At 33.7% G+C, this 22,445-nt stretch carries 15 protein-coding genes and 7 pseudogenes; 2 read left to right on the top strand and 20 right to left on the bottom strand.

What is annotated here, in order from left to right:
* Positions 1-36 precede the first annotated feature (36 nt).
* The 4 genes and pseudogenes from fabG to fapR form a co-directional block, all read right to left on the bottom strand.
* Positions 37-772 (bottom strand): annotated as a pseudogene (gene fabG, locus ABLV90_RS10205) (3-oxoacyl-[acyl-carrier-protein] reductase).
* Positions 765-1,692, bottom strand: a pseudogene (gene fabD / locus ABLV90_RS10200) (ACP S-malonyltransferase). The pseudogenes fabG and fabD overlap by 8 nt, the downstream one beginning before the upstream one ends.
* Entirely contained in the window at positions 1,685-2,671 is a 987-nt protein-coding gene (plsX, locus tag ABLV90_RS10195) for a phosphate acyltransferase PlsX (RefSeq protein WP_460872597.1), read from the bottom strand. The pseudogene fabD and the gene plsX overlap by 8 nt, the downstream one beginning before the upstream one ends.
* Positions 2,664-3,233, bottom strand: coding sequence for a transcription factor FapR (fapR, locus tag ABLV90_RS10190; protein WP_069832882.1), 570 nt, complete (start codon positions 3,231-3,233; stop codon positions 2,664-2,666). The genes plsX and fapR overlap by 8 nt, the downstream gene beginning before the upstream one ends.
* Before the next feature lie 340 nt (positions 3,234-3,573).
* On the opposite strand from fapR, the gene ABLV90_RS10185 reads away from it, so the two are divergent.
* The gene (locus tag ABLV90_RS10185; RefSeq protein WP_460872596.1) at positions 3,574-5,133 is read left to right on the top strand and encodes a M4 family metallopeptidase; all 1,560 of its coding nucleotides are present in this window, start codon (positions 3,574-3,576) and stop codon (positions 5,131-5,133) included.
* 79 nt (positions 5,134-5,212) lie between these two features.
* Here ABLV90_RS10185 and recG read toward each other — a convergent pair whose 3' ends face one another.
* The 5 genes and pseudogenes from recG to ABLV90_RS10160 all read right to left on the bottom strand — a co-directional run bounded on the left by recG (position 5,213) and on the right by ABLV90_RS10160 (position 11,355).
* On the bottom strand, positions 5,213-7,258 hold the full coding sequence (gene recG, locus ABLV90_RS10180; protein WP_460872595.1) for an ATP-dependent DNA helicase RecG: 2,046 nt from the start codon (positions 7,256-7,258) through the stop codon (positions 5,213-5,215).
* A 2-nt stretch (positions 7,259-7,260) separates the two neighbouring features.
* Entirely contained in the window at positions 7,261-8,130 is an 870-nt protein-coding gene (gene sdaAA, locus ABLV90_RS10175) for an L-serine ammonia-lyase, iron-sulfur-dependent, subunit alpha (protein WP_460872594.1), read from the bottom strand.
* Positions 8,131-8,143: 13 nt separating this feature from the next.
* Positions 8,144-8,810: pseudogene (sdaAB, locus tag ABLV90_RS10170) on the bottom strand (L-serine ammonia-lyase, iron-sulfur-dependent subunit beta).
* A 504-nt stretch (positions 8,811-9,314) separates the two neighbouring features.
* Positions 9,315-10,969: pseudogene (fakA, locus tag ABLV90_RS10165) on the bottom strand (fatty acid kinase catalytic subunit FakA).
* Between the two features lie 14 nt (positions 10,970-10,983).
* Positions 10,984-11,355 carry an Asp23/Gls24 family envelope stress response protein gene (locus ABLV90_RS10160; RefSeq protein WP_069816091.1) on the bottom strand — a complete coding sequence of 124 codons (372 nt, stop codon included), beginning with the start codon at positions 11,353-11,355 and terminating at the stop codon, positions 10,984-10,986.
* Between the two features lie 251 nt (positions 11,356-11,606).
* Here ABLV90_RS10160 and rpmB point away from each other — a divergent pair, with 251 nt between their 5' ends.
* Positions 11,607-11,795, top strand: a complete 189-nt coding sequence (gene rpmB, locus ABLV90_RS10155; protein WP_002507894.1) for a 50S ribosomal protein L28 — start codon at positions 11,607-11,609, stop codon at positions 11,793-11,795.
* A 106-nt stretch (positions 11,796-11,901) separates the two neighbouring features.
* Here rpmB and ABLV90_RS10150 read toward each other — a convergent pair whose 3' ends face one another.
* The 11 genes and pseudogenes from ABLV90_RS10150 to ABLV90_RS10100 all read right to left on the bottom strand — a co-directional run bounded on the left by ABLV90_RS10150 (position 11,902) and on the right by ABLV90_RS10100 (position 22,185).
* Complete coding sequence (locus tag ABLV90_RS10150; protein WP_069816093.1) at positions 11,902-12,537, bottom strand: thiamine diphosphokinase; 636 nt, start codon at positions 12,535-12,537, stop codon at positions 11,902-11,904.
* Between the two features lie 5 nt (positions 12,538-12,542).
* Positions 12,543-13,187 carry a ribulose-phosphate 3-epimerase gene (gene rpe / locus ABLV90_RS10145; protein WP_069816095.1) on the bottom strand — a complete coding sequence of 215 codons (645 nt, stop codon included), beginning with the start codon at positions 13,185-13,187 and terminating at the stop codon, positions 12,543-12,545.
* Positions 13,188-14,063 carry a ribosome small subunit-dependent GTPase A gene (gene rsgA / locus ABLV90_RS10140; RefSeq protein WP_427704788.1) on the bottom strand — a complete coding sequence of 292 codons (876 nt, stop codon included), beginning with the start codon at positions 14,061-14,063 and terminating at the stop codon, positions 13,188-13,190.
* A 270-nt stretch (positions 14,064-14,333) separates the two neighbouring features.
* A pseudogene (gene pknB / locus ABLV90_RS10135) lies at positions 14,334-16,383 on the bottom strand (Stk1 family PASTA domain-containing Ser/Thr kinase).
* The gene (locus ABLV90_RS10130; protein WP_069816101.1) at positions 16,380-17,123 is read right to left on the bottom strand and encodes a Stp1/IreP family PP2C-type Ser/Thr phosphatase; all 744 of its coding nucleotides are present in this window, start codon (positions 17,121-17,123) and stop codon (positions 16,380-16,382) included. Before ABLV90_RS10130 ends, pknB begins: the two are co-directional and overlap by 4 nt.
* A 4-nt stretch (positions 17,124-17,127) precedes the next feature.
* Positions 17,128-18,222: a 23S rRNA (adenine(2503)-C(2))-methyltransferase RlmN gene (gene rlmN / locus ABLV90_RS10125; RefSeq protein WP_460872593.1), complete on the bottom strand. Its 1,095-nt coding sequence runs from the start codon at positions 18,220-18,222 to the stop codon at positions 17,128-17,130.
* A gap of 3 nt (positions 18,223-18,225) precedes the next feature.
* Positions 18,226-19,533 (bottom strand): 16S rRNA (cytosine(967)-C(5))-methyltransferase RsmB, encoded by a 1,308-nt coding sequence (gene rsmB, locus ABLV90_RS10120; protein ID WP_256092382.1) that lies wholly within the window; start codon positions 19,531-19,533, stop codon positions 18,226-18,228.
* A gap of 2 nt (positions 19,534-19,535) precedes the next feature.
* Positions 19,536-20,469, bottom strand: a pseudogene (gene fmt / locus ABLV90_RS10115) (methionyl-tRNA formyltransferase).
* Positions 20,462-20,950 carry a peptide deformylase gene (locus tag ABLV90_RS10110; RefSeq protein ID WP_056935551.1) on the bottom strand — a complete coding sequence of 163 codons (489 nt, stop codon included), beginning with the start codon at positions 20,948-20,950 and terminating at the stop codon, positions 20,462-20,464. Before ABLV90_RS10110 ends, fmt begins: the two are co-directional and overlap by 8 nt.
* Before the next feature lie 259 nt (positions 20,951-21,209).
* Positions 21,210-21,901, bottom strand: a pseudogene (locus ABLV90_RS10105) (GNAT family N-acetyltransferase).
* 89 nt (positions 21,902-21,990) lie between these two features.
* Positions 21,991-22,185: a helix-turn-helix domain-containing protein gene (locus ABLV90_RS10100; RefSeq protein ID WP_069816107.1), complete on the bottom strand. Its 195-nt coding sequence runs from the start codon at positions 22,183-22,185 to the stop codon at positions 21,991-21,993.
* Between the last annotated feature and the right edge of the window lie 260 nt (positions 22,186-22,445).

The raw sequence follows: 22,445 nt of genomic DNA, 5'->3' as shown, positions 1-22,445 counted from the left end.
TATAAAACAAAATTTGTCATGCTGTGTAGCACTTACTTACATGTACATACCACCATTGACATGTATTGTTTGACCCGTAATATACTTCGCTTTGTCTGAAGCTAAAAATGCTACAGTGTGAGAAATGTCTTGATCTTTCCCAAATTTTGCTAATGGGATTTGTTCTAACATTTTTGCTTTAAGCTCATCACTTAAAGCATCCGTCATATCAGAAACAATAAAACCTGGTGCAACAGCATTTACTGTGATGTTTCTTGAAGCCAGTTCACGTGCTTGCTGATTTCGTTAAACCAATTACGCCGGCTTTAGTCGCAACATAGTTTGCTTGGCCTGGATTACCCATGGCTCCAACAACACTTGATAAATTAATAATTGCACCACTCTTTTGTCTTAGCATTTGTGGTGTCACTTTTTGAATACAGTTGAAAACACCTTTTAAGTTTGTATCAATTACGTCATCCCATTCTTGCTCTTTCATACGCATAAGCAAATTATCACGGGTAATACCTGCGTTATTAACAAGGACATCAACTGAACCAAATTCGCCAACAACCGCTTTAATCATTGCTTTTACTTCATCACCATTTGCAACATTTGCTTGAATAGCAAAACTTTCAACGCCTATCGCTTTAATTTCTTCTACGACAGCATCCGCTTTTTCTTTGTTTCCCGAAAAATTCACAGCAACATTGTATCCTTCTTCTGCCAATTGAATCGCTATACTACGTCCTATACCTCTTGAAGCACCAGTTACTAATGCACTTTTAGTCATTTTCATTCCACGCTTTCATATCTTCTAATGTTTGAATTGAAGTTATTTTCACATCTCTATTTATCTTTTTAATTAAACCTGAAAGTACTTTACCAGGACCAATTTCAATAAAGTGATCTACACCTTGATCAATTAACCATTGTGTTGAATCAATGAATTGTACTGGTGAATATAATTGTTTAATCATATTATCCTTAATTACATTTGCATCTGTTTCACCTTTTGCGTGCACATTTTGAACTACAGGGAATTGCGCATCATTCCAATCAAATTGTTCAATATACTCAGCAAAATCGTCTTTGATCACTTGCATCATAGATGAATGAAATGGGCCAGACACAGCAAGTGGTAGGACGCGTTTCGCACCTAATGCTTTACCTTCTGCCACTAATTTATCTATTAATGTTTTATGTCCAGAGACAACGATTTGTCCAGGTGAATTAATATTTGCTGGTTCAATAATTTCTTCATCTGTTGAAAGTTTTTGACATATTGCATTAACATCATCAAAATCCAAACCTAATACTGCGGCCATACTTCCAACACCATCAGGAAAAGCGACGGCCATCAGTTGTCCACGCTTACGAACAATTTGAACTGCATCGTCAAATTTCAATACACCACTCGCTACTAGACTCACATATTCACCTAAACTATGACCCATTGTATAATCAGCATTTAGATTATTAAGTGCTTGTAATAAAGCTGAGCTATGTGTTAGCAACGCAGGTTGTGTATTTTCTGTTTGACCTAATTTGTTTTCTTCATCTGAAAACATTGTTTCTAAAATATCAAAATCCATTTTTGCTTGTGCTTGATTAAGAATCTTTGTTGCGAGCATCATTTTGATTAAATAAATCATTTGCCATCCCGACTTTTTGTGATCCTTGGCCTGGGAAGATAATCGCAGTTTTACTCATTTACTTTACCCACCGTTTCTCTCATAGTTTCTACAATATTTTGTTCTCCAGCTATTTTAGCTTGACGGATTGCTGAATAAAAAGCTTTCGCACTAGAACTACCATGTGCTTTTACTACAATGCCATTCAATCCTAATAATACCGAACCACCATATTCTGCATAATCCATTTTTGACATCAAACCATTTAAGTCTTTACGTAATACAAGTGCGGCAATTTTATTCTTGAAACTACTTAGAAGCGTTGTTTTAAGCATTTTACCCATCGCTTTTGCAACACCTTCTAAATTTTTAAGAATCATATTACCAGTATATCCGTCTGTAACTACAACATCAGTTGCGTCATCCATTAAACCTTTTGCTTCTACGTTTCCTGTGAAATTGAAGACATTTTGTTCGTCCATCAAACTAAATGCTTTTTTAGTTAATGTGTTACCTTTAGCTGCCTCTGTACCAATATTCAACAAACCTACTGAAGGCTGTTCAACGCCCCTGATTTTTTGGGCATAAATATTGCCTAATTGGGCATATTGTAATAAGTGTTCCGGCTTGGCATCTGCATTAGCACCTACATCCATAAACACAAATCCTTTTCCAGAAATTGTTGGCAAAGTGAGGACTAATGTTGGGCGTTCAACACCCTTAATACGTCCTACTATAAATAAACCAGCAGACATCAATGCACCTGTATTTCCTGCAGATACACAACCATCTGCTTCACCAGCTTTAACCGCTTCAGCCATACGAGCCATTGAGCTATCTTTTTTACGTTTAATCGCTCTAACTGGTTCATCGTCCATCGTAATTTCTTCTGTACAATGACGTACTTCTACACGACCATGTTTGAGTGTGCATTTAGTTTGATCACCAAATAAAATTATTTCTAAATCTTTAAAATCATTCACAGCTTTTTCAACAGCTTCTAAAACGATTTCAGGTGCATCGTCTCCACCCATCATATCAATCGCTATTTTAACCATCTTGTTCATCCTCACTTGTATAATACATTTTGAATGTACCTCTAAATACCAAAGTATCTTTGACATACGAATTTACTTTTATCATATAATATTTACTTGTAATTTCAATCGCTTGTGCATCAGCACGTACTGTATCATTTAATTTCACTGTTTTTAAAAATGCTACATTACTTTCCTGAGTTAACACAACAGGTTTATGTATCAGTGCTACACACAGGGAATTCGCTTGTGCAAAAAGTACATGTCCTCTGGCAATTTTATTTCTAGTAAATACAGAATCTTCATCAATATCTATAATTGAAGTTGCGAGTTGATCAGGCTGAACATTTATTACATCGCCTATGATTTCACTACCATCAATGGATCGAATACTTTCATAATTTTTTCTTGCTACGGATTTAATTCGTTTTCTTAGTTCTGGAATATCTAAGTATGTACGATCTAACCTAATAGTTTGAATACTCACTGAAAAAAGTGTACTCAAATCTAAATCTGTAATAAAGGGGTTTTTTTCAATTTCTTTTTTAATTGCTTCGCGTCGTTCTTGTTTTTTTAACTTCATTTTATTCTAACCACCTAAATTACCTAATTTTTAGTACCAAGTCTTAAACATTCCTAACATATCATAACACTTTCTATTTCATTAGCTCAACAAAAAACATACTTCCTTAGATGTTTTTCACGTCAGATATCCAATATAAAAAATATTATAACGTTTAAAACGTTTTCCAGTCGGTTTAATTATCAAAATAAATACAAATACTAATCATTCTATATAAATATTTATTAAGATATTGAATTAAATAAAATTGAAATGTATAATTTGAATTGTTTTAAAGATGTATTATATTTATTTTTCAAAAATCATTCCATTAATTGGATACTTTATTTAGGAGGATCTAATGAAAAAAATATTATCAACTACATTACTGTCATGTTCATTATTAGCCTTCACTACAAGCTATGCTGATGCACAAGAAAGTAATAGTATTAAGCCTGAAAGTCTAGAGTCATCAAATACCCCTGCGATTAATAATGATGCAGATGTAGAACAATTTTTACAAAATAATGCACAATCTCTTGTTAATCAATCATCCAAGACTAAGCAAGAAACTATCAATAAAGAAGCTTTCAAACAATATAACGTGATAGATAAACAACAAGATAAAACTGGCGTCACACATTACGCATTGAAGCCTAAAGTAAACGACATTACATCAGACGGCACAACAATCAAAGTACATGTCAATAAAAATGGTAAAGTAACATTGATAAATGGTAATGTAGATAAACCATACATAAAAGTAGAAAATGAAGCTAAATTATCTTCTGCTAACGCTGAAAATAAAGCTTTTGAAGCAATAGGCAAAGCAAAGTCTGATGTAAAAAACATAAAAAGCTATCCTGTTGTCAGTAAAAACAATATTGATATAAATAGTGATAAGCAAAGACTTGTTTATGATATTGAACTTAATTATATTTCTCCTAAAGCGACACATTGGAAAATCCAAATTGATGCTACTACCGGTGAAGTATTAAAAAAACAAAACGTTATTAAAAATGCAACAACTGAAGGTAAAGGGACAGGCGTTAATGGAGATGAAAAACAACCTTTAAGCGTTACAAAAGCAAATGATTCATATTCATTACTCGATACTTCTCAAGATGCAGTCATAGAAACTAAAACTGCAAATGAAACGACAAATGCCTATTCACCTATTACAAATGACAGCAATCATTTCAATAAAGAAGAACAACGCGCCGGCGTAGATGCCCATTATTATGCCAAAGAAGTCTATGACTATTTCCTCAATAAACATGATAGAAACAGTTATGATAATAACGGCGGTGACATTGATTCGGTCGTTCATTATGACAAAAACTTTAATAACGCCGCCTGGACGGGTCAATATATGATTTATGGTGACGGGGACGGCCAGACGTTTAAGGCATTGTCAGGTGCGAATGATATCGTTGCCCATGAGCTCACACATGCAGTAACAGAACGCACTGCAGGTTTAGAGTATAGTCATCAATCGGGTGCATTAAACGAATCTTTCTCTGACGTTTTTGGTTATTTTGTTGATTCAGACGATTGGTTACTCGGCGAGGATGTATATACACCGAATAAAGATGGTGATGCATTAAGAAGTTTAAAAAATCCAGAACAGTATAACCAACCTGCGCATATGGATCAATATTTACAAGGCAGCCAAGATAGCGGTGGTGTTCATACCAATAGTGGCATTCCTAACAAAGCCGCATACCTAACAATTAATGCGATTGGCAAAGAAAAAGCTGAACAAATTTATTATTTAGCACTCACACAATATTTAACGCCTAACGCTCAATTTTCTGATGCAAAGGCATCATTAAAAGAAGCTTCGAACCACCTTTATGGTACGAATAGCGAAACATCTAAAGCAATTGAAAAGGCTTGGTCTGACGTAGGCGTTAATTAACAAACATTATACATTCAATTTAAAAATGGGACCGAGACATAAATATATGTCTCAGCCCCGTTTTTTTATACTTTCTTTATTAATCAAAACTCATATATAATAAGTTTTCTTCAACAAATGTTCTCAACATTTGATATTGAGCTTCGAAAAAGACACCAGATTGAATCAATTCAGTTGCTTCATCTCTTGCTACTTCTAACATTTTATAATCTTCAACAACATTTGCGACTAAGAAGTCAGGCAAACCACTTTGTTTCACACCAAAGAAATCGCCAGGTCCTCTCATCTCTAAATCACGTTCACTTAATTCAAAACCATCTGTCGTTTGTGTCATAATATTCATGCGCTCTATACCTGTTTCTGTTTTCGGTGAAGCAATGAGTACACAATAACTTTGTTGTTCACTTCTACCTACACGCCCTCTTAACTGATGTAAAGTAGATAAACCGAAACGATCAGCATCATAAATCATCATGAACGTTGCATTAGGTACGTTCACTCCTACTTCTACAACGGTTGTAGATACTAAAACGTCTATTTCATGATTACTAAATTGTTGCATTACTCTATCTTTTTCTTCTGAATGCAACTTACCATGTAGCAATCCTACTTTTTCAGTACCATAATATATCTGTAGCGATTCATACAACTCAACAACGTTCTGCACATCTTCTAAATGCTCAGAACTTTCAATTAGAGGACAAATTACATATGCCTGCCTACCTTTTTTTAATTCCGAAGTCATTTGATTGAGTACACTTTCATAAGCTTCATGTTTGGACCATGAAGTAATAATCGGCTTTCTGCCTTTTGGTAATTGTTTAATGGATGAGACATCCATTTCACCAAAAACGGATATAGCTAATGTTCGTGGTATAGGTGTAGCTGTCATGAAAAGGACGTTAGTCATCGCACCTTTTTCTCTCAACAATTGACGTTGATTCACACCAAAACGATGTTGTTCATCTGTTATTACTAGACCTACATTATTAAATACTACATCATCTTGTATTAAGGCGTGTGTGCCGATAATACAATCAATTTCATTATTTTGTAGTTGCTCTAGTAACAACTTTCGTTTTTTACCTTTTACTGAACCTGTAAGTAAGGCCACATTCATCCTGTCGCCGAAAATTTCAACTAAACTTTCTGCATGCTGTTCTGCTAATATTTCAGTAGGCACCATCAATGCTGATTGAAATCCCGCAGTTTTCAGTGCGTACATACAGATTGTCGCTACGACAGTTTTACCTGAACCCACGTCACCTTGCAAGAGACGATGCATTCTTATTGGTGCTTTTAAGTCTCTGAATATTTCATTAACACTATGCTTTTGCGCGTCAGTGAGTTCAAAAGGAAGGCAGTCTATAAAATGTTTCACTAAATTAATATCATAATCTACTTCAATCGCTTCATCCGATGTTTTCTCTAATCGGTTTAACCATTGCATTCGTAACTCAAACATAAATAATTCTGTAAAAGCATATGTTCTACGTGCTTTAAGCAAAGATGCCTTGTCTGTGGCAAAATGCAACGCTTTAATCGTATCCTCTAATGATTCTAATTTATATTTTTGTCTCAATTCATCAGAGAGCCATTCATGTATAGTGACTTCTCCCAACGATTGTCGAATCATATCCCTCAATGGTTTTTGTTTAATGCCTTCTTTAACACGATAAACAGGTTCAAATTGTGATTTTTGAGTCTCTTGTTGATTGAAAAACATTCTACTGCCATTTATCTCTTGTTTACTTCTATTCCATTTACCTTTTACCGTAACTGTACCATGCAATTCAATTTTCTTTTTTAAATATGGTTGGTTGAAAAAAGTACATTTTACAGCAATATTATTGACCATGATATGTACGGTTAACTTAGATTTATTACGACCAAAAAAAGCGACAGTAGGCGTCGAATATACTTCTCCTACCACTGTCACTGTCGCTTGATCTTCGGCCGTATTCAAGTCAATTACTGTATTATCTTCGTAACGGGTTGGTAAATATAAAATTAAATCCTCTACAGTATGGATATTTAATTCATTTAATACGGACAACCTTTTCGGGCCCAGTCCTTTTATCTGTGATAAAGGAAAGGGACTATCTATTAAATTGACTTTTGACATTTTTAATCACCAAATATTTCTTGTTTTAGACGCTGACCTGTTGGTGTACCGACTAAACCTCCACGACCAGTTTCACGCAATGCTGATGGCATCGTTTGGCCAATCTTGTACATTGCTTCAATCACTTCATCTGTGGGAATTCTTGAAGTTACACCTGCTAAAGCCATATCAGCAGAGACAATTGCGTTTGATGCACCTGCAGCATTTCTCTTCACACAAGGCACTTCAACTAAGCCGGCTACTGGGTCACATACTAAACCTAGCATATTCTTCAAACAAATTGCAAAAGCTTCAGCCGATTGTTGTGGCGTTCCGCCGGCAAGTTCTACGGTTGCACCTGTCGCCATCGCCGCAGCAGAACCTACTTCTGCCTGACAACCGCCTGCTGCACCTGAAATTGATGCATTGTTTGCCACTACAAAACCAAACGCACCAGAGGTAAGTAAGAAGTTCAACATATCTTTTCTTGTAGGTTCAAGGCGTGGTTTGAGTCCAAATAATACGCCTGGTACTACACCTGCAGAGCCGGCAGTAGGTGTTGCACAAATTTTACCCATTGTCGCGTTGACTTCATTTGTTGCAACTGCTTTACTCACTGCATCCAATAAAGTTGGTCCAGCTAATGATTTACCTGTCTTCAAATAATTTTTGATTAACACAGCATCTCCACCAGTTAATCCAGTAGTTGAAGTTACGCCTTCTAACCCTTCATCAAGTGCATTTTCCATCGTTTGTAAGTTTTTATCCATGCCGGCATAAATATCAGCTTCGGATAAGCCAGTTACTTCCATTTCTTGCTCTAGCATGATTTCATGAATTTTTTTATTTTCTGTTTCACATTTTTCTACTAGTTCTTTCACACTTTTAAACATGCGTTACCCTCCATTAGGCGTCGCCCATGAGTGAAACTGTCACTACACCTTCGACGTTTTTAATTTTATCTATAATTTCATCTGTCACAGATTCATCTAATTCACAAGTCATTAACGCTTGGTCGCCCTTTTCTTTTCTAGAAACTTGCATACTCCCCACATTGATACTAGAATCACCTAAAATATTTGCTACACGACCAATCGTGCCAAAAGTATCTTTGTGAAACACAAGCAGAGCTGGATAATTACCGCTTATCGCAATATTAAATCCATTAATAGCAACTACCTCAATTTTACCGCCACCTATAGAAACACCTTCAACAGAAATTTCTTTATCAGCATCTCTCATATTGATAATAGCAGTGTTAGGATGTGATCTTTCTTCAGCCATTTCTATAAAATTCACTTTCATTCCCATTTGCTCAGCTGTTTCTAAACTTGTTTGTATGCGGTCATCATCTGTATCATAACCTAGCAAACCACCAACAAGTGCTACATCTGTACCATGTCCTTTGTACGTTTCCATAAATGAACCATAAAGATAGATATCAACTTGTTTTGGCAATTGATTAAATAAATCTTTTGCTACTAATCCAATTCTTACTGCACCGAGCAGTATGAGATGAAGACGGCCCCACCATTGTAGGTCCTATAATATCGAAAACTGTTTTATATTTCATAATTATACCCCACTCTTATTTTTAATGTTTCTAATGTAATGCGCTTACATTTATATGCATGCAACTCATTATAACAATTAAGCAAGACATTATAAACCAATACTGGTTGCATTATTCTCATTTAAAAGAAGAATATTGTTGTATAAGGTTTAATTAAATAAAAATGTTTACTTTCAATTTAATTATACAAATCTTTACATACAATAAAATAATTACTGTCACAAAATTTATCCTTAGTAGACTAACTCTATATTTTTTAGTTTATGAACTTTTTTCATCTAAGACGCACTGCCATGATACGAATAATCCAAAACAAATCGCAGACCTATAGGTTGAGGTCATGTCCTAGTGAAGCAAGTATGTAATATATAGTGAAGCTATAGTTCTACTCACAGAAAACGTGCACAAAAAAATTGTCAACAAAGCTTTTAGACCTTGTCGACAATTTAAAATAGCTTCCTAAAGTGGAAGCTATTCATATATACAAGTGTTCAATAAATATATTTATTCTACAGAGAATAGATATTGATATACAGGTTGTTGGCCCTCATGTTGATCTAATTCTACTTCTGGATAAGATGCTTCAAGCCAAGTTTCAATATCTGAAGTCAATGATGCATTTGCATCTTCGCCGATAATCATCGTAATGATTTCACTATCATCTTGAATCATTTCAGACAATAAACCTTTAACAGTTTCAAATTCATTTTCGTTACTCGTAACGATTTTGTCTTCAACTAAGCCCATAAACGCATCTTTTTTAATTTCAACACCATCAATTTTTGTATCTCTTACAGCATATGTCACTGAACCTGATTTCACTGCTTCAAGTGATTCAACCATGCGTATTTTGTTAGCTTCAAGCGCATCTGATTCATCATAATTAAAGAGTGCTCGCAATGCCTTGTGGTATAGATTTAGTTGGGATAACGACAGCTTCAGCACCTACGATATTTGCAGCCTGTTCGCTCGCCATCATAATATTTTTATTATTAGGTAAAATAATTGCGCGTTTACATTGTGACTGTTCAATTACTTTAACGATATCTTCAGTTGATGGATTCATTGTTTGACCACCACTAATCATATGTGTTGCACCCATTGATTTGAACAATTCAGATATACCATCTCCCATTGAAATAGCAATAACTGCCGTTTCAACTGTTTCAGGTGTTTGAGTCTCTCTTTGACCTACTTGTTCTTTTTTTACAACTTCTCGGTGTTGTTCACGCATGTTTTCTACTTTTAATTTAATAAGTTCTCCATACTGTTGACCATAATTAAACACATCACCTGGTTTTTCACTATGTACATGTACTTTAACAATTTCGTCGTCGTTTATGACTAATAATGAGTCACCATATGTACTCATATCTTCTCTGAATGTTTGTTCATCAAATACTTTTTTATTTTTCCCGAAACGTACCATCATTTCTGTACAGTAACCATAAACGATATCTTCAGTATTAATTACACCATGAAAATCATGGGCTTCATTTACTAACGAATCTTTATCTAATTTAGCTGTTTCAGCACTTACCGTTTCACCTTTTAATGCTTTAAGGAAACCAGCATAAACGACAACCAAACCTTTACCACCACTATCTACTACACCCACTTCTTTTAATACGGGTAATAAATTAGGCGTGTTTTCTAGTGAGATTTCTGCTTCTTCTAAAATATATGTCATCAATTCGATACAATCTTCAGTTTCTTCTACTTTGCGCATAGCGACATCTGCGAGCATCTCTAGCTACAGTTAATATCGTACCTTCTACAGGCTTCATAATTGCTTTATATGCAGTTTCTACACCGGCTTTGAAACTTTCTGCTAATTGCTGTGCATTAATCTCATCATACGCTTCTAAACTTTTACTAAAACCTCTAAATAGTTGCGATAAGATGACCCCAGAGTTCCCTCTAGCGCCCATTAACAAACCTTTTGAATAGGTTTTCCCTAGTTCACCGATATCTTGCGACAAGTTTTCTTCCACTGCTTCTCTTCCAGATGTCATCGTTAAATTCATATTTGTCCCTGTATCTCCATCTGGTACTGGATACACATTTAATGAATCAACCAAGTCTGCATGATTTGATAAATTTTGTGCCCCTTGTATAATCATTTCGGCAAATAATTTACCATTTATTTTGCTAACCATTCCGTATTGTCCTCCTAGTTCTTAGTGCCATTATTAACTCGAACACCTTGTACAAATATATTTATTGAATTTACTTTTACTTTTAATGTTTGCTCTAATGTGTATTTTATTGTTGACTGTAAATTGCTCGCTACTTCAGATATCTTAGTACCATAACTTACAATGATATACATATCAACATCTATAACGCCATCGCCTTCTCTTACAACAATACCTTTAGAATAATTTTCATGCCCTAATATTTCAGCAATTCCATCTCTTACTTGTTGTCTAGAAGCCATTCCTACAATCCCATAACATTCTACTGCTTTGCTACCCACAACTGAAGCTATTACTTCGTTTGAAATGTCTATACTACCATAATCATTTGTGATTTCTAATGTCATTTAAATTGGGCCTCCTAGTTTATGGTTGTTTAATTAACTATAAAATTAACAAATAATATAATTTATCTAATTAAGCAAATTTCTACATTTATCCACAGTTTATAATTATACCATAATTTGATTTTAACAAAAGTAGAATCTATGTAAATAGAAAAAATCATACTTCTTATTTACATCTATTTTTATTTGTGGTACATTATTCAAGTATGTAGTAGATGCGTGTATTTATATTTATTAAAGGAGGTACTTTCATGGGCAAACAATGTTTCGTAACAGGTCGTAAAGCTTCAACTGGAAACAATCGTTCTCACGCTTTAAATTCTTCTAAAAGAAGATGGAATGCTAACCTTCAAAAAGTTAGAATTCTTGTAGACGGAAAACCAAAAAGAGTTTGGGTTTCCGCACGTGCTTTAAAATCTGGTAAAGTAACTAGAGTTTAATAAATATAATGCACGAAAAAGACCAGTCCTTATGTGGAGGATTGGTCTTTTTTTATGCGCTCATTTAAATTAATTCATAAACTTGAGCATTATTTGTCGTTGTATTTTAATCTTTACTTCTCACCATTAATACATTACCTTCAGTAATATTCACATTACCTTCTGCTTGGTTGAGTTCGTTGGAAATCGTTAACGTAGATCCAAGTTTAAGTTGTTCCTTTTCAAGATTATATTTAAAATTATTTAACGAGATAATCGTAGGGTACGTAACTGGAATAAATGAGATATAACGATAATTGTCATTTTTCTGAATCGTATATGACCCTGTTTTTAAAAATTGAATTTCATTATTCACATCAATAAGTTTTATGACAATATTTTGCTCTGTATATTCTGGTTTTTCTAAAATTTGTAATGCACCCATAAAATGATCTAATCGACCGCCTGTAGCACCATAAACACAAATTTCTTTATAACCATTGGTCACTGCTTGATCAATACCTAAAGCTAAGTCTGTATCATTTTTTTCCGAATTAAATGGATTAATGTCAATTCTTTTTTCAACAAATGCTTTTTCTTCACTAGTAATTGAGTCAAAATCACCTACAGCGAATCGAGGTGTTATTCCCGCTTCTATCAAAAGTAACGCTCCTCGATCAACCCCAATCCAATGCGCATCTGTTTCAGTGTTTAATAAACTTTCAGGCAAATTTCTATTACCACACAATAAATTCACTTTCATTAGCTTCAGCCTTTCAATGTCTTAGTTACTACTTTGTAATCATCATGTTTGAAAAAATATGACCCCGCAACTAACATTGTAGCACCATGGTTTATAACAGTTTCAACAGTCTCATTGTTAATACCACCATCTACTTCAATTTCAAAGTCTAAATTTAATTCATCTTTGATTTTCGATAGTTGATCTAATTTATCAACAGTATCACTAATAAATGATTGACCTCCAAAACCAGGATTCACTGTCATCACTAATACAAAATCTACCATTTTTATCACTGGTAAGATTGCATCAACTGGTGTTCCAGGATTAATTACAACACCTGCTTTTACATGCTTATTCTTTATTTGTTCTATCACTCTATGAATATGAGGTGTTGCTTCTACATGCACTGAAATCATATCAGCACCGTAGTCGGCAAATAATTCGACATATTTTTCTGGTTCTTCAATCATTAAATGAACATCAATTGGCAGTTTAGTACCTTTACGTACTGCTTCAAGTATCGGTAAACCAATCGAGATATTTGGCACGAATTGGCCATCCATAACATCAAAGTGTACACCGTCTACACCTGCTTCTTCTAATGCTGTTAATTCTTCTTGTAATTTTAAAAAATCAGTTGATAATAATGATGGATAAAGTTTTGCCATTTAATATCTTTCCTTTCTATTTGCAATTTCATTAAAGAGTTGTAAGTAATGGTCATATCTAAATTGTGCAATGTTTCCTTTTTCCAACTCTATTTTCACGTTACATTTTGGTTCATTAATATGATTACAATCTCTAAATTTACATTGTTCGCCGTATTCATTGATCTCCATAAAGTAATTTTTTAATTCGTCTTTTTGGATATGTGTAAAATCTAACGCACTAAACCCAGGCGTATCAGCAATATAACCATGGCTTCGTTCAAAAAGTTCTACATGCGTTGTAGTATGGCGACCGCGGTTAAGCGCTTTTGAAATATGTTGTGTTTCAATATTCAGTTCTGGAAAATATTTATTTAATAGTGTCGATTTGCCGACACCTGATTGACCACTTAATACAGCAAGTCCTTCTCCCCAAGCGGCAAAAACAGGTTCAATATCATCATCGATACTAATAAATTGTGTTTTATAGCCCATATTTTCATAAACATTTAACAATTGTATAACTTTTTGTTGCATTTCTGCTGAGGCTAAATCTCTTTTAGTTATGAGTATACGCGGGCGCATATGATATGAATGCGCAATGACTAAAAATCTATCTAGTAATTGCGTTGAAAAATCAGGTTCTACTGCACTCATTACTAATATAAGATGATCCACATTGCTAACAAGTGGCCTTTTTAATTCATTTTTTCTATCATGAACGTATTGAATATATCCTTCGGTTATATTCTCAACTTCGAAATCAACTACATCACCAACAATCGGTGAAAATTTATTTTTTCTGAATAAACCGCGTGGTTTCGTATCGTATAGTTCCCCTTCTACATCTACACGATAAACGCCACTTAATGATTTTATAATGCGTCCTGTCTTCACTTAGACACCTCTCTTTAAAAACTATTATCTTATATATTATAGCAAAGCCTTTTTAATTTAAATATGATTTATGACTATTTCGTATAAAAATCAGTATAAATCATCTTATTACTCTCATAAAAATAATAAAACCTATAAAATAAAACACCATTTCAACAGACTTTATATCAGTTGAAATGGTGTTTACTTATATTTGTTTGACTCAAAGGTAAGTTAGCAATACTAAACTATCTTCGTTCGTTAAGTGCGAGTTCGGATCGTAAGCTTTGGCTAAAAATCATATGGAATATCTTTATCGGCGACGATTTTATCGTCAACGCGAATGGTATATCCTGCCGTCTCGCCTTTTTGAATTGTCATTGGGATTTTTACTGTTTTGTTTTCTTTTATCTTGTACGTCTGTGAAGCTGAATCGCCTTCGTCATCTTTATCTCTTACATAAACTTTGACTTCTTGGCTCTCATCATCATCACCCGTATACTGTACCTGATATGTCTCTGTATACGTCTTGTCTAGTTCATCATCTTTAGACTTAGCTTCATCTTTTTTATCAGAATCTTCTTTGTCTTTGTCCTTGTCTTCATCTTTTTCCTCAGGTGCTCCTTTAGAAACTGTGAATCCAATCGTTGAACCTTCATCAACTTCTTCACCTTTTGGTGATTGGCTGATAACGTGATCTTTTTTAACTTTGTCGTCGTCTTGCTCTTCATTAACTACAACTTTAAAGCCTTTAGCTTCTAATTCTGACTTAGCAGTTTTAAAAGATTTGTTTTCATAATCTTCGACATAAACTTGTTTTGTACCTAATGATTCAGTTAATTCGATATTACTATCATTCACTTCAACTTTATCGCCAGGTGATACGTTTTGTCCTTCGATTAATCCTTTAGCTACATTTTGGTTCGTATACGCTTGTTTTACTTTAGCGTCTTTAATGCCTAAGTCTTTCAACTTATCCATCGCTTCGGATTTAGGGATACCATAAAGACTAGGCATTTCTGCTAATTTAGGTCCTTTAGATAAAACGATATCCACCTTACTCTTCTGCTCTAAACGCTCACCTTTTTTAGGTGTTGTTTTAATAATTTTATTTTCAGAGTATTTATCGCTATATTCACGAGAAATATCACCAAGTTCTAATTTATTATCTTTTAATATTGTTTCTGCTTCTTTTTCAGTTTTACCAGATAAGTCTGGCGTCTCTAAATACTTACTCCCAAACATTCCCATAGCCATAAAACCAAATAAGCCAAATAATAAAAGAATAATTACAATAGCATAGAAAAACTTCTTTTTCTTTGAACGTTGTTTCGTTGGCATTGCATATATATGCTCTTCACTAGATTGGAATTTTTGTTGATTCACAATAGGAATTTGCATCGTTTCTTTAATATTTTTATGTTGATTTTCTGATTGTGTTTGATTAGCAATTTCTTCTTTATTTATAGGCACTGTTTTAGTGTTAGCATCATCTGAAAGATATTTCGCTTCATGCTCTCTACTTTTTGACAATGCACTATCAAGATCTTCTTGCATATCTTTAACAGTTTCATAACGTTCAGATCTATCTTTTTCTGTTGCTTTTAGCACAACATTACTTATAGCTTGTGGCACATCTGAACGATGCTCAGTAACATTGGGCATCGGGTCTTGTATATGCTTAATTGCAATACTTACTGCGGTTTCTCCTGAAAATGGAGGCTTCCCAACAAGCATTTCATACAATACTACACCGATGGAATAGATATCAGTTCCATTATCTGTAGACTCTCCTCGTGCTTGTTCTGGAGATAAATACTGTACTGTACCTAACACATGATTCGTTTCGGTCATTGTTGTTTCACTTAACGCTTTAGCAATACCAAAATCTAATATTTTTAAAGTTTTATCTTTTTCCACCAAAATGTTTTGAGGTTTTATATCACGGTGAACAATTTTAGTATCATGCGCATGCTTGATACCATCGATAATTTGTCTCGTGAAATTCAACACAGTTTCAATATCTAATGGACGATTTTCTTGAATGTATTCTGATAATGTTGGACCTTTTATGTATTCCATCACTAAAAAGAAGTTCTCTTCATTTTCTGTTACATCAAATACACTAACAATATTGTCGTGTGAAAGTTGAGTTAAGTTATGTACTTCACGCTCGAAACGTTTAATTGTTTCTTCTTTTTCACCCGATGGAATTCTAATTGCTTTAATTGCTACTTGTCGGTTGAGTATCGAGTCTTCGAGCAAGATAGACAGTACTCATACCACCGCCACCAAGTTTTTTAATCACTTCATAGCGTTCATTTATTAATTTGCCTATCATACTTTATCACCTTCAATCTCAGCCAAAATTAAACTTACGTTATCATTCGTATCTTGTGATAATGCAAGTTCTATTAAATTTTGTCCCTGTGTTTCTAATTCATTATCTTGAATTAATACTTCTTGAATCATATGGTTACGAACAAAATCAGTTAGACCATCAGAATTCAACATTAAAAAGTCATAAAAATTCGTTTTTTTCACAAAAATATCTGGCGTAACTAATTTATCCGTACCCATCACTTTCGTAATAATATTGCGTTGTGGATGCGTAAACGCTTCTTCAGCGCTAATTTGGCCTATCATCATAAGATGATTCACGAATGAGTGATCGTTGGTAATTTGTTCAATATCTCTACTATTCACTAAATACGCACGTGAATCCCCAATATTTGCAACAACTACATAATTATCAAATACTAATGCACAAACACAAGTCGTACCCATACCTTGATATTTTGGATTTTCTACTGACAATTGATATAATTCACGGTTAATCGCTTTTAGTGTTGTTCTCAACCAATCTTCAGCTTGATCTGCCTCGATAAGATTTTCTTCTTCAAATCGACTTTGCAGTTCATTGGTTACAAATTGGCTTGCGACTTCACCCGCAAGATGTCCGCCCATACCATCACAGAGCACTAATAACTGTTGCTCTGTTTGATTATAAAATACGCCACCTGCATCTTCATTTTTATCACGATATTGTCCCGTGTCAGTAAAAAATTGTGCTTTTAGCATGTCTCTACCTCGTTTCTACTTTTCGTTCCTTCGCTCTTAATTGACCACACGCAACATCTATATCTGCACCTTGTTCACGTCTAATTGTTGCATTAATACCTAAACGTTTTAATTCTTTCTCAAATTTAAATATGTCTTCTTTAGGTGTTTTAACATAATTACGTTCTGGTACGTGGTTAACAGGAATTAAATTAACATGACAATTTAAGTTTTGAATTAAATGCGCTAATTCTCTAGCATGTTCAAGTTGATCATTAACGCCACCAAACAAGCCATACTCAAACGTAATACGTCTATTTGTTGTTTCTTGATAATAATTAATAGCTTCCATTAATTTTTCAACGTTGTATGCTCTGTTAATAGGCATTAATCTAGAACGTATTTCATCATTTGCACCGTGTAAACTCACAGCAAAATTAATTTGAATGTCTTCATCTGCGAAATCATATATACGTGGAATAATACCTGAAGTTGATACCGTAATGTGACGGGCACCAATATTCAACCCATTATCGTTATTGACAATTTTTAAGAAATCCATCATTTCATCATAGTTCTCAAACGGTTCACCAATACCCATGATAACAATTTGTGATACGCGTTCTTCTGATTCATCTAGTGCTTTTTGAACAGTAAGTACTTGCGATACTATTTCACCCGCTTCTAGATTACGTTTCAATCCACCTAATGTAGATGCACAGAACGTACAACCAATACGACAACCTACTTGTGTCGTCACACATACTGAATTCCCATATTCATGTCTCATAAGAACTGTTTCAATTGTATAGCCATCTTGTAGTTCAAATAAAAATTTGATTGTACCGTCTCGGCTCTCTTGTTTAACGACTGTCGTCATAGTTGTCATTGTAAAACTTTCTTTTAAAACTTCTCTAAGTTCCTTAGATAAATTCAACATTTCGTCGATGCTATCTACGCGTTTTTCGTAAAGCCACTCAAAAATTTGTTTTGCTCTGAATTTTTGCTGACCATTTTGTATCAACCAATCTTGCATCTCGTCATATCTAATTGAATAAATGGACTGCTTTTCAAAATTGGGAAGAAACTTATTCTTTTTCTTCTTTTCTTCAGTAATCATAATTTAATTTTCCTTTCTTCTAATCCTAGTAATGAAAAAGCCATCAGAGTTGAAATCTTGAGGTAGTACTTGCATCGTTTTCACTTTTTCTCCAGTAATCGGGTGTTCAAATGTGTCAAATTCAAAATCTTTATTATCTTTTAAAAATGTATATACTACATTCTCATTTTCTAATTGTTCAATTGTGCATGTAGAATAGACTAACGTGCCACCTGGTTTTAAATTATCTTTCACATTATTTAAAATTTCCAATTGAATTTCAACTAATGATTGAATCGATTGTTGCGATTGTTCATATTTAATTTCAGGTTTGTGTCTTAGGACACCTAAGCCACTACATGGTGCATCAACTAAAATCTTATCATACACTTTACCATATTTTTCAGTCGCGTCGTGTTCAAAAGCAGAAATGTTAGACAATCGTAATTTTTTAATATTGAAATCTATCAAATCTATCTTATGTTCATAGATATCAGTTGCATCAATATGACCTGTGCCATTTAATACTTCTGCAATATGACACGCTTTTCCACCTGGCGCACTACATGCATCTAATACTTCGTCGCCCTCAGTTAATCCCATTAATTCCGCAACGAACATAGAACTTTTATCTTGGATAGAAACTAAACCATCTTTGAACATACGTGATTCGATAATTGGTTTGCCACTGATGTGCAAACATGTATCAATTTCGTTATCTTGTTCCACGATATAATCATCTTCAACTAATCTTCTAATTGCATCTTCAATTGAAATTCTTGTTAAATTTACACGTACAGTTGTCGCTACTTTTGTTAAAAATGATTCCGCGATTGCTTCAGTTTTTTCAATACCAAAGTGTGTCGACCAATGATCTACTAACCATTTTGGCAAACTGTATTCGATAGCGATTCTTTTTTTATCATCAGTGATTTCAGTGAAGTCTGGCAAATCACTGCGCATAATATTACGTAATATACCATTTACTACGTTACCGTTATGCGGTCCACCCTTACGTTTAGCAATTTCTACTGCTTCGTTTATAATTGCATGTTCAGGAACCTTGTCTAAATATACGTATTGATAAATACTCATCCATAGTAATTGTCTTACCCAACCTTTGAGCTTCGTTTGAACGAAAGGTTTTAATAGGTAATCCAGCGAAAATTTTCTTTTTAATGTGCCATAAACGAGTTCAGTAAATAATCCCTTATCTGCACGATTTAATTCATTATTAGATAAAACTTCATTAATGATGATATTGCTATAAGCTTTGTCATTTATGATGTCTTGTAAAGTTTCAAACGCTAATTGTCTTACGTTCGTGTCTATTGTCATAATAATACCTTCCCAACGAGTGGCGTTTGCACTCCACTTAAGTAATTTGCGGCAAGCATTCGTTTTTTACCTGCAACTTGTATGTCTGTTAAAGCAATAGCATCTTTGGAACCAGTCGCGACGATAATTGCTTTTTTAGTTGTTTCTATAATCGTACCTGGTTCTCCAGTTTTATCTTTTTCAATTCTAGATGCATATATTTTTAAATTTCCGTCATCCATTACTGTATAAGCAACAGGCCATGGTGACAGGCCGCGAATATGGTTATATATCTGTTCTGCTGAAAGTGTCCAATCAATTTTCTCGTCTTCACGATTAATATTAGAGGCAAATGTCGCTTCACTTTCATTTTGAGCAATACTGTCGTTCGTGCCACTTATAATAGACGGCAACGTTTCTTTCAGTAAGTTTGCACCTAAAAAACTCAATTTCTCGTGCATCGTACCTACATCATCTTGCTGTTCTATCTCGATAGCGCGTTGAGATATAATATCACCGAGCATCTAATTTTTTAACCATATACATAATAGATATTCCTGTTTCCTTTTCACCATCAATAATCGCTTGATGAATTGGAGCGCCACCTCTATATTTAGGTAACAATGAGGCGTGGACATTAATCGCACCCAGTTTAGGTGATGCTAATAATGTTTCTGGTAATATTTGTCCAAAAGCTGCTGTGACGATTAGGTCTGCATTTAAATCAATAAGTACTTTTAAGTCTTCTGATTGTGCTAATTTTTCTGGTTGGTAGACCGCAATGTCATGTGCTACTGCCACTTTTTTTACAGGTGGTGGTGTAAGCGTACGTTTTCTACCAACTGGTCTATCAGGTTGCGTTACAACTGCGATTACATCATGTTCAGCAATTAGCATTTCTAAAACTTTAGTTGAAAAATCAGGTGTCCCCATAAATATTATTTTACTCATTGTCAAAATACGCCTCCATTTCAGCTTCACTTAAAAATTTACTTACGCGCTCAGTAAATAACTTACCTTCAAAATGGTCAATCATATGTAATATCATACGTGCAATATCATCATATGCGGTCATTTCAACTTCATTACCATTTTTATCATTACTTTTAACAACGATCATTTTACTTCTTGTCACTTCACCATATACGTTAGGTATACTAATAGATCCTTCTAAATCTGTAACTTTCTCATTAGATTCGCTTATTAATTGAGGATTAATCAGTTGTAACAAGCCATCTACTTCCATATCTATAATCGCTACTTTTTGCGATATACCAATTTGCGGTGCACATATAGCGGATGCACCTACGTCATACATTGTATCTTCTAAATCGAGTAACAACTCCGCTAATTGAGCGTCAAATAAAGTAACATCAGGTATTGATCTTTTTAGAATTGGGTGTTGACTCGTAACAAGCTGTTTAATTGTCATCATATTTCTCCTCACAAAAATTCATCATATCATTATAACTTATTTTGACCAAAAATGCATCATGCATTGTGCAACAGCTAATTGAAATAGCTGTACTAGCCGTTTATATTTCAATTTGAAAATATATTTCATGCGTTTCTAATACTACATATAGCTTAACAATTCCAAAGAAAAAAAGGAAATATTTTATCGGTTTACAATAAAATATTTCCTTCGTTTTACATATACTTCGATTATATAAATTTTGATTTTCATTCTTCTAGTCCATAGACAATCTAGTTAGCTGTTTGCCAAACTCATCAAAATTATAAGGATTCAGCCATTTTTCAAACTTAATTTTATATTCATACCATTCACTTTCTATCATAGATAACCAACATGTATCTCTATTTCTATTTTTATAAATTGTATGATTTCTAAAGATACCTTCATATCTAAATCCAAGTCTTTTGGCCGCCTTAATAGAAGGTTGATTCAAAGCATCACATTTCCATTCATATCTTCTATAGCCTAATGTTTCAAATACATAATTTGCTAATAAATATTGGACCTCAGTTGCAATACGTGATTGTTTTAAAACATTTGAATAATGAATATGGCCCACTTCGATAGATGCATTTTTTTGATTTATTCTTAACAATGACAAAATACCAACCGCTTCATCCGTTTCGTTGTCAATAATTGAAAAAAATAGGGGTCTTTCGATTTAATTTTATTATTTATGTAGACTTTAAATTGATTAAAATCTTGAGTTTGTTCATCAGGTAGATATGTCCAATTCGGCGCATCTTCTTCTACACTAAAATGATTGAATAAATCATCGATATGTTGTGTTGACAATTTTTCCAAGCGACTATATTGTCCTTTCAATGACTTTGCTTCAGGAAAACTTGGCATTTCAAAATCATTTATTATATCACCAATTGGTTGATTGTATTCATTATATACCATTGCCATATCGCCCCTTTACTCACTCGTACTATGCCGAAATTTATAGATCATTAAACACTCATTCTGATGAATTTTTAAGTCTATTTGATTCACATTAAATCTTCAGAGGTTGTATTAAAAAATTCGGCCAATATTTGTGCATCTTCATTTTTTAATTTCGTTTGCTTACTTTCTATGCGTTCAATTAATTCAGGACTTAATTTCGTATTATATAAAGATGCGATGCGATTTGATAATTCAACTATACTTAATCCTGTAGCTTCTCTCATATTCATTAAACTCATAGACAAATCCCCTTAGATATTATATTTACATGATGAAAAATACCCACCATTGTATTTTATTGTTGATTTTAAAATCTCAGACCTTTATTTTAAATAAGTTCGATATCAATTTATATTGGACTCGTTACTATTCAATATAACTGTACAAAGCATTAAATGCAAATTTTAAATTTGATATGTTTTTTATATATTAAAATTACATACATAACAATTGTTATAGACATTTTTAATTTTAAAAATAAAAAGTTAAAAAGACCTTT

The organism is Staphylococcus sp. 2S1 (assembly GCF_046721335.1).
Lineage (GTDB): Bacteria > Bacillota > Bacilli > Staphylococcales > Staphylococcaceae > Staphylococcus > Staphylococcus equorum_A.
The sequence above is the reverse complement of the archived record's forward strand: the minus strand, read 5'-3'. Positions and strand labels throughout refer to the sequence as shown.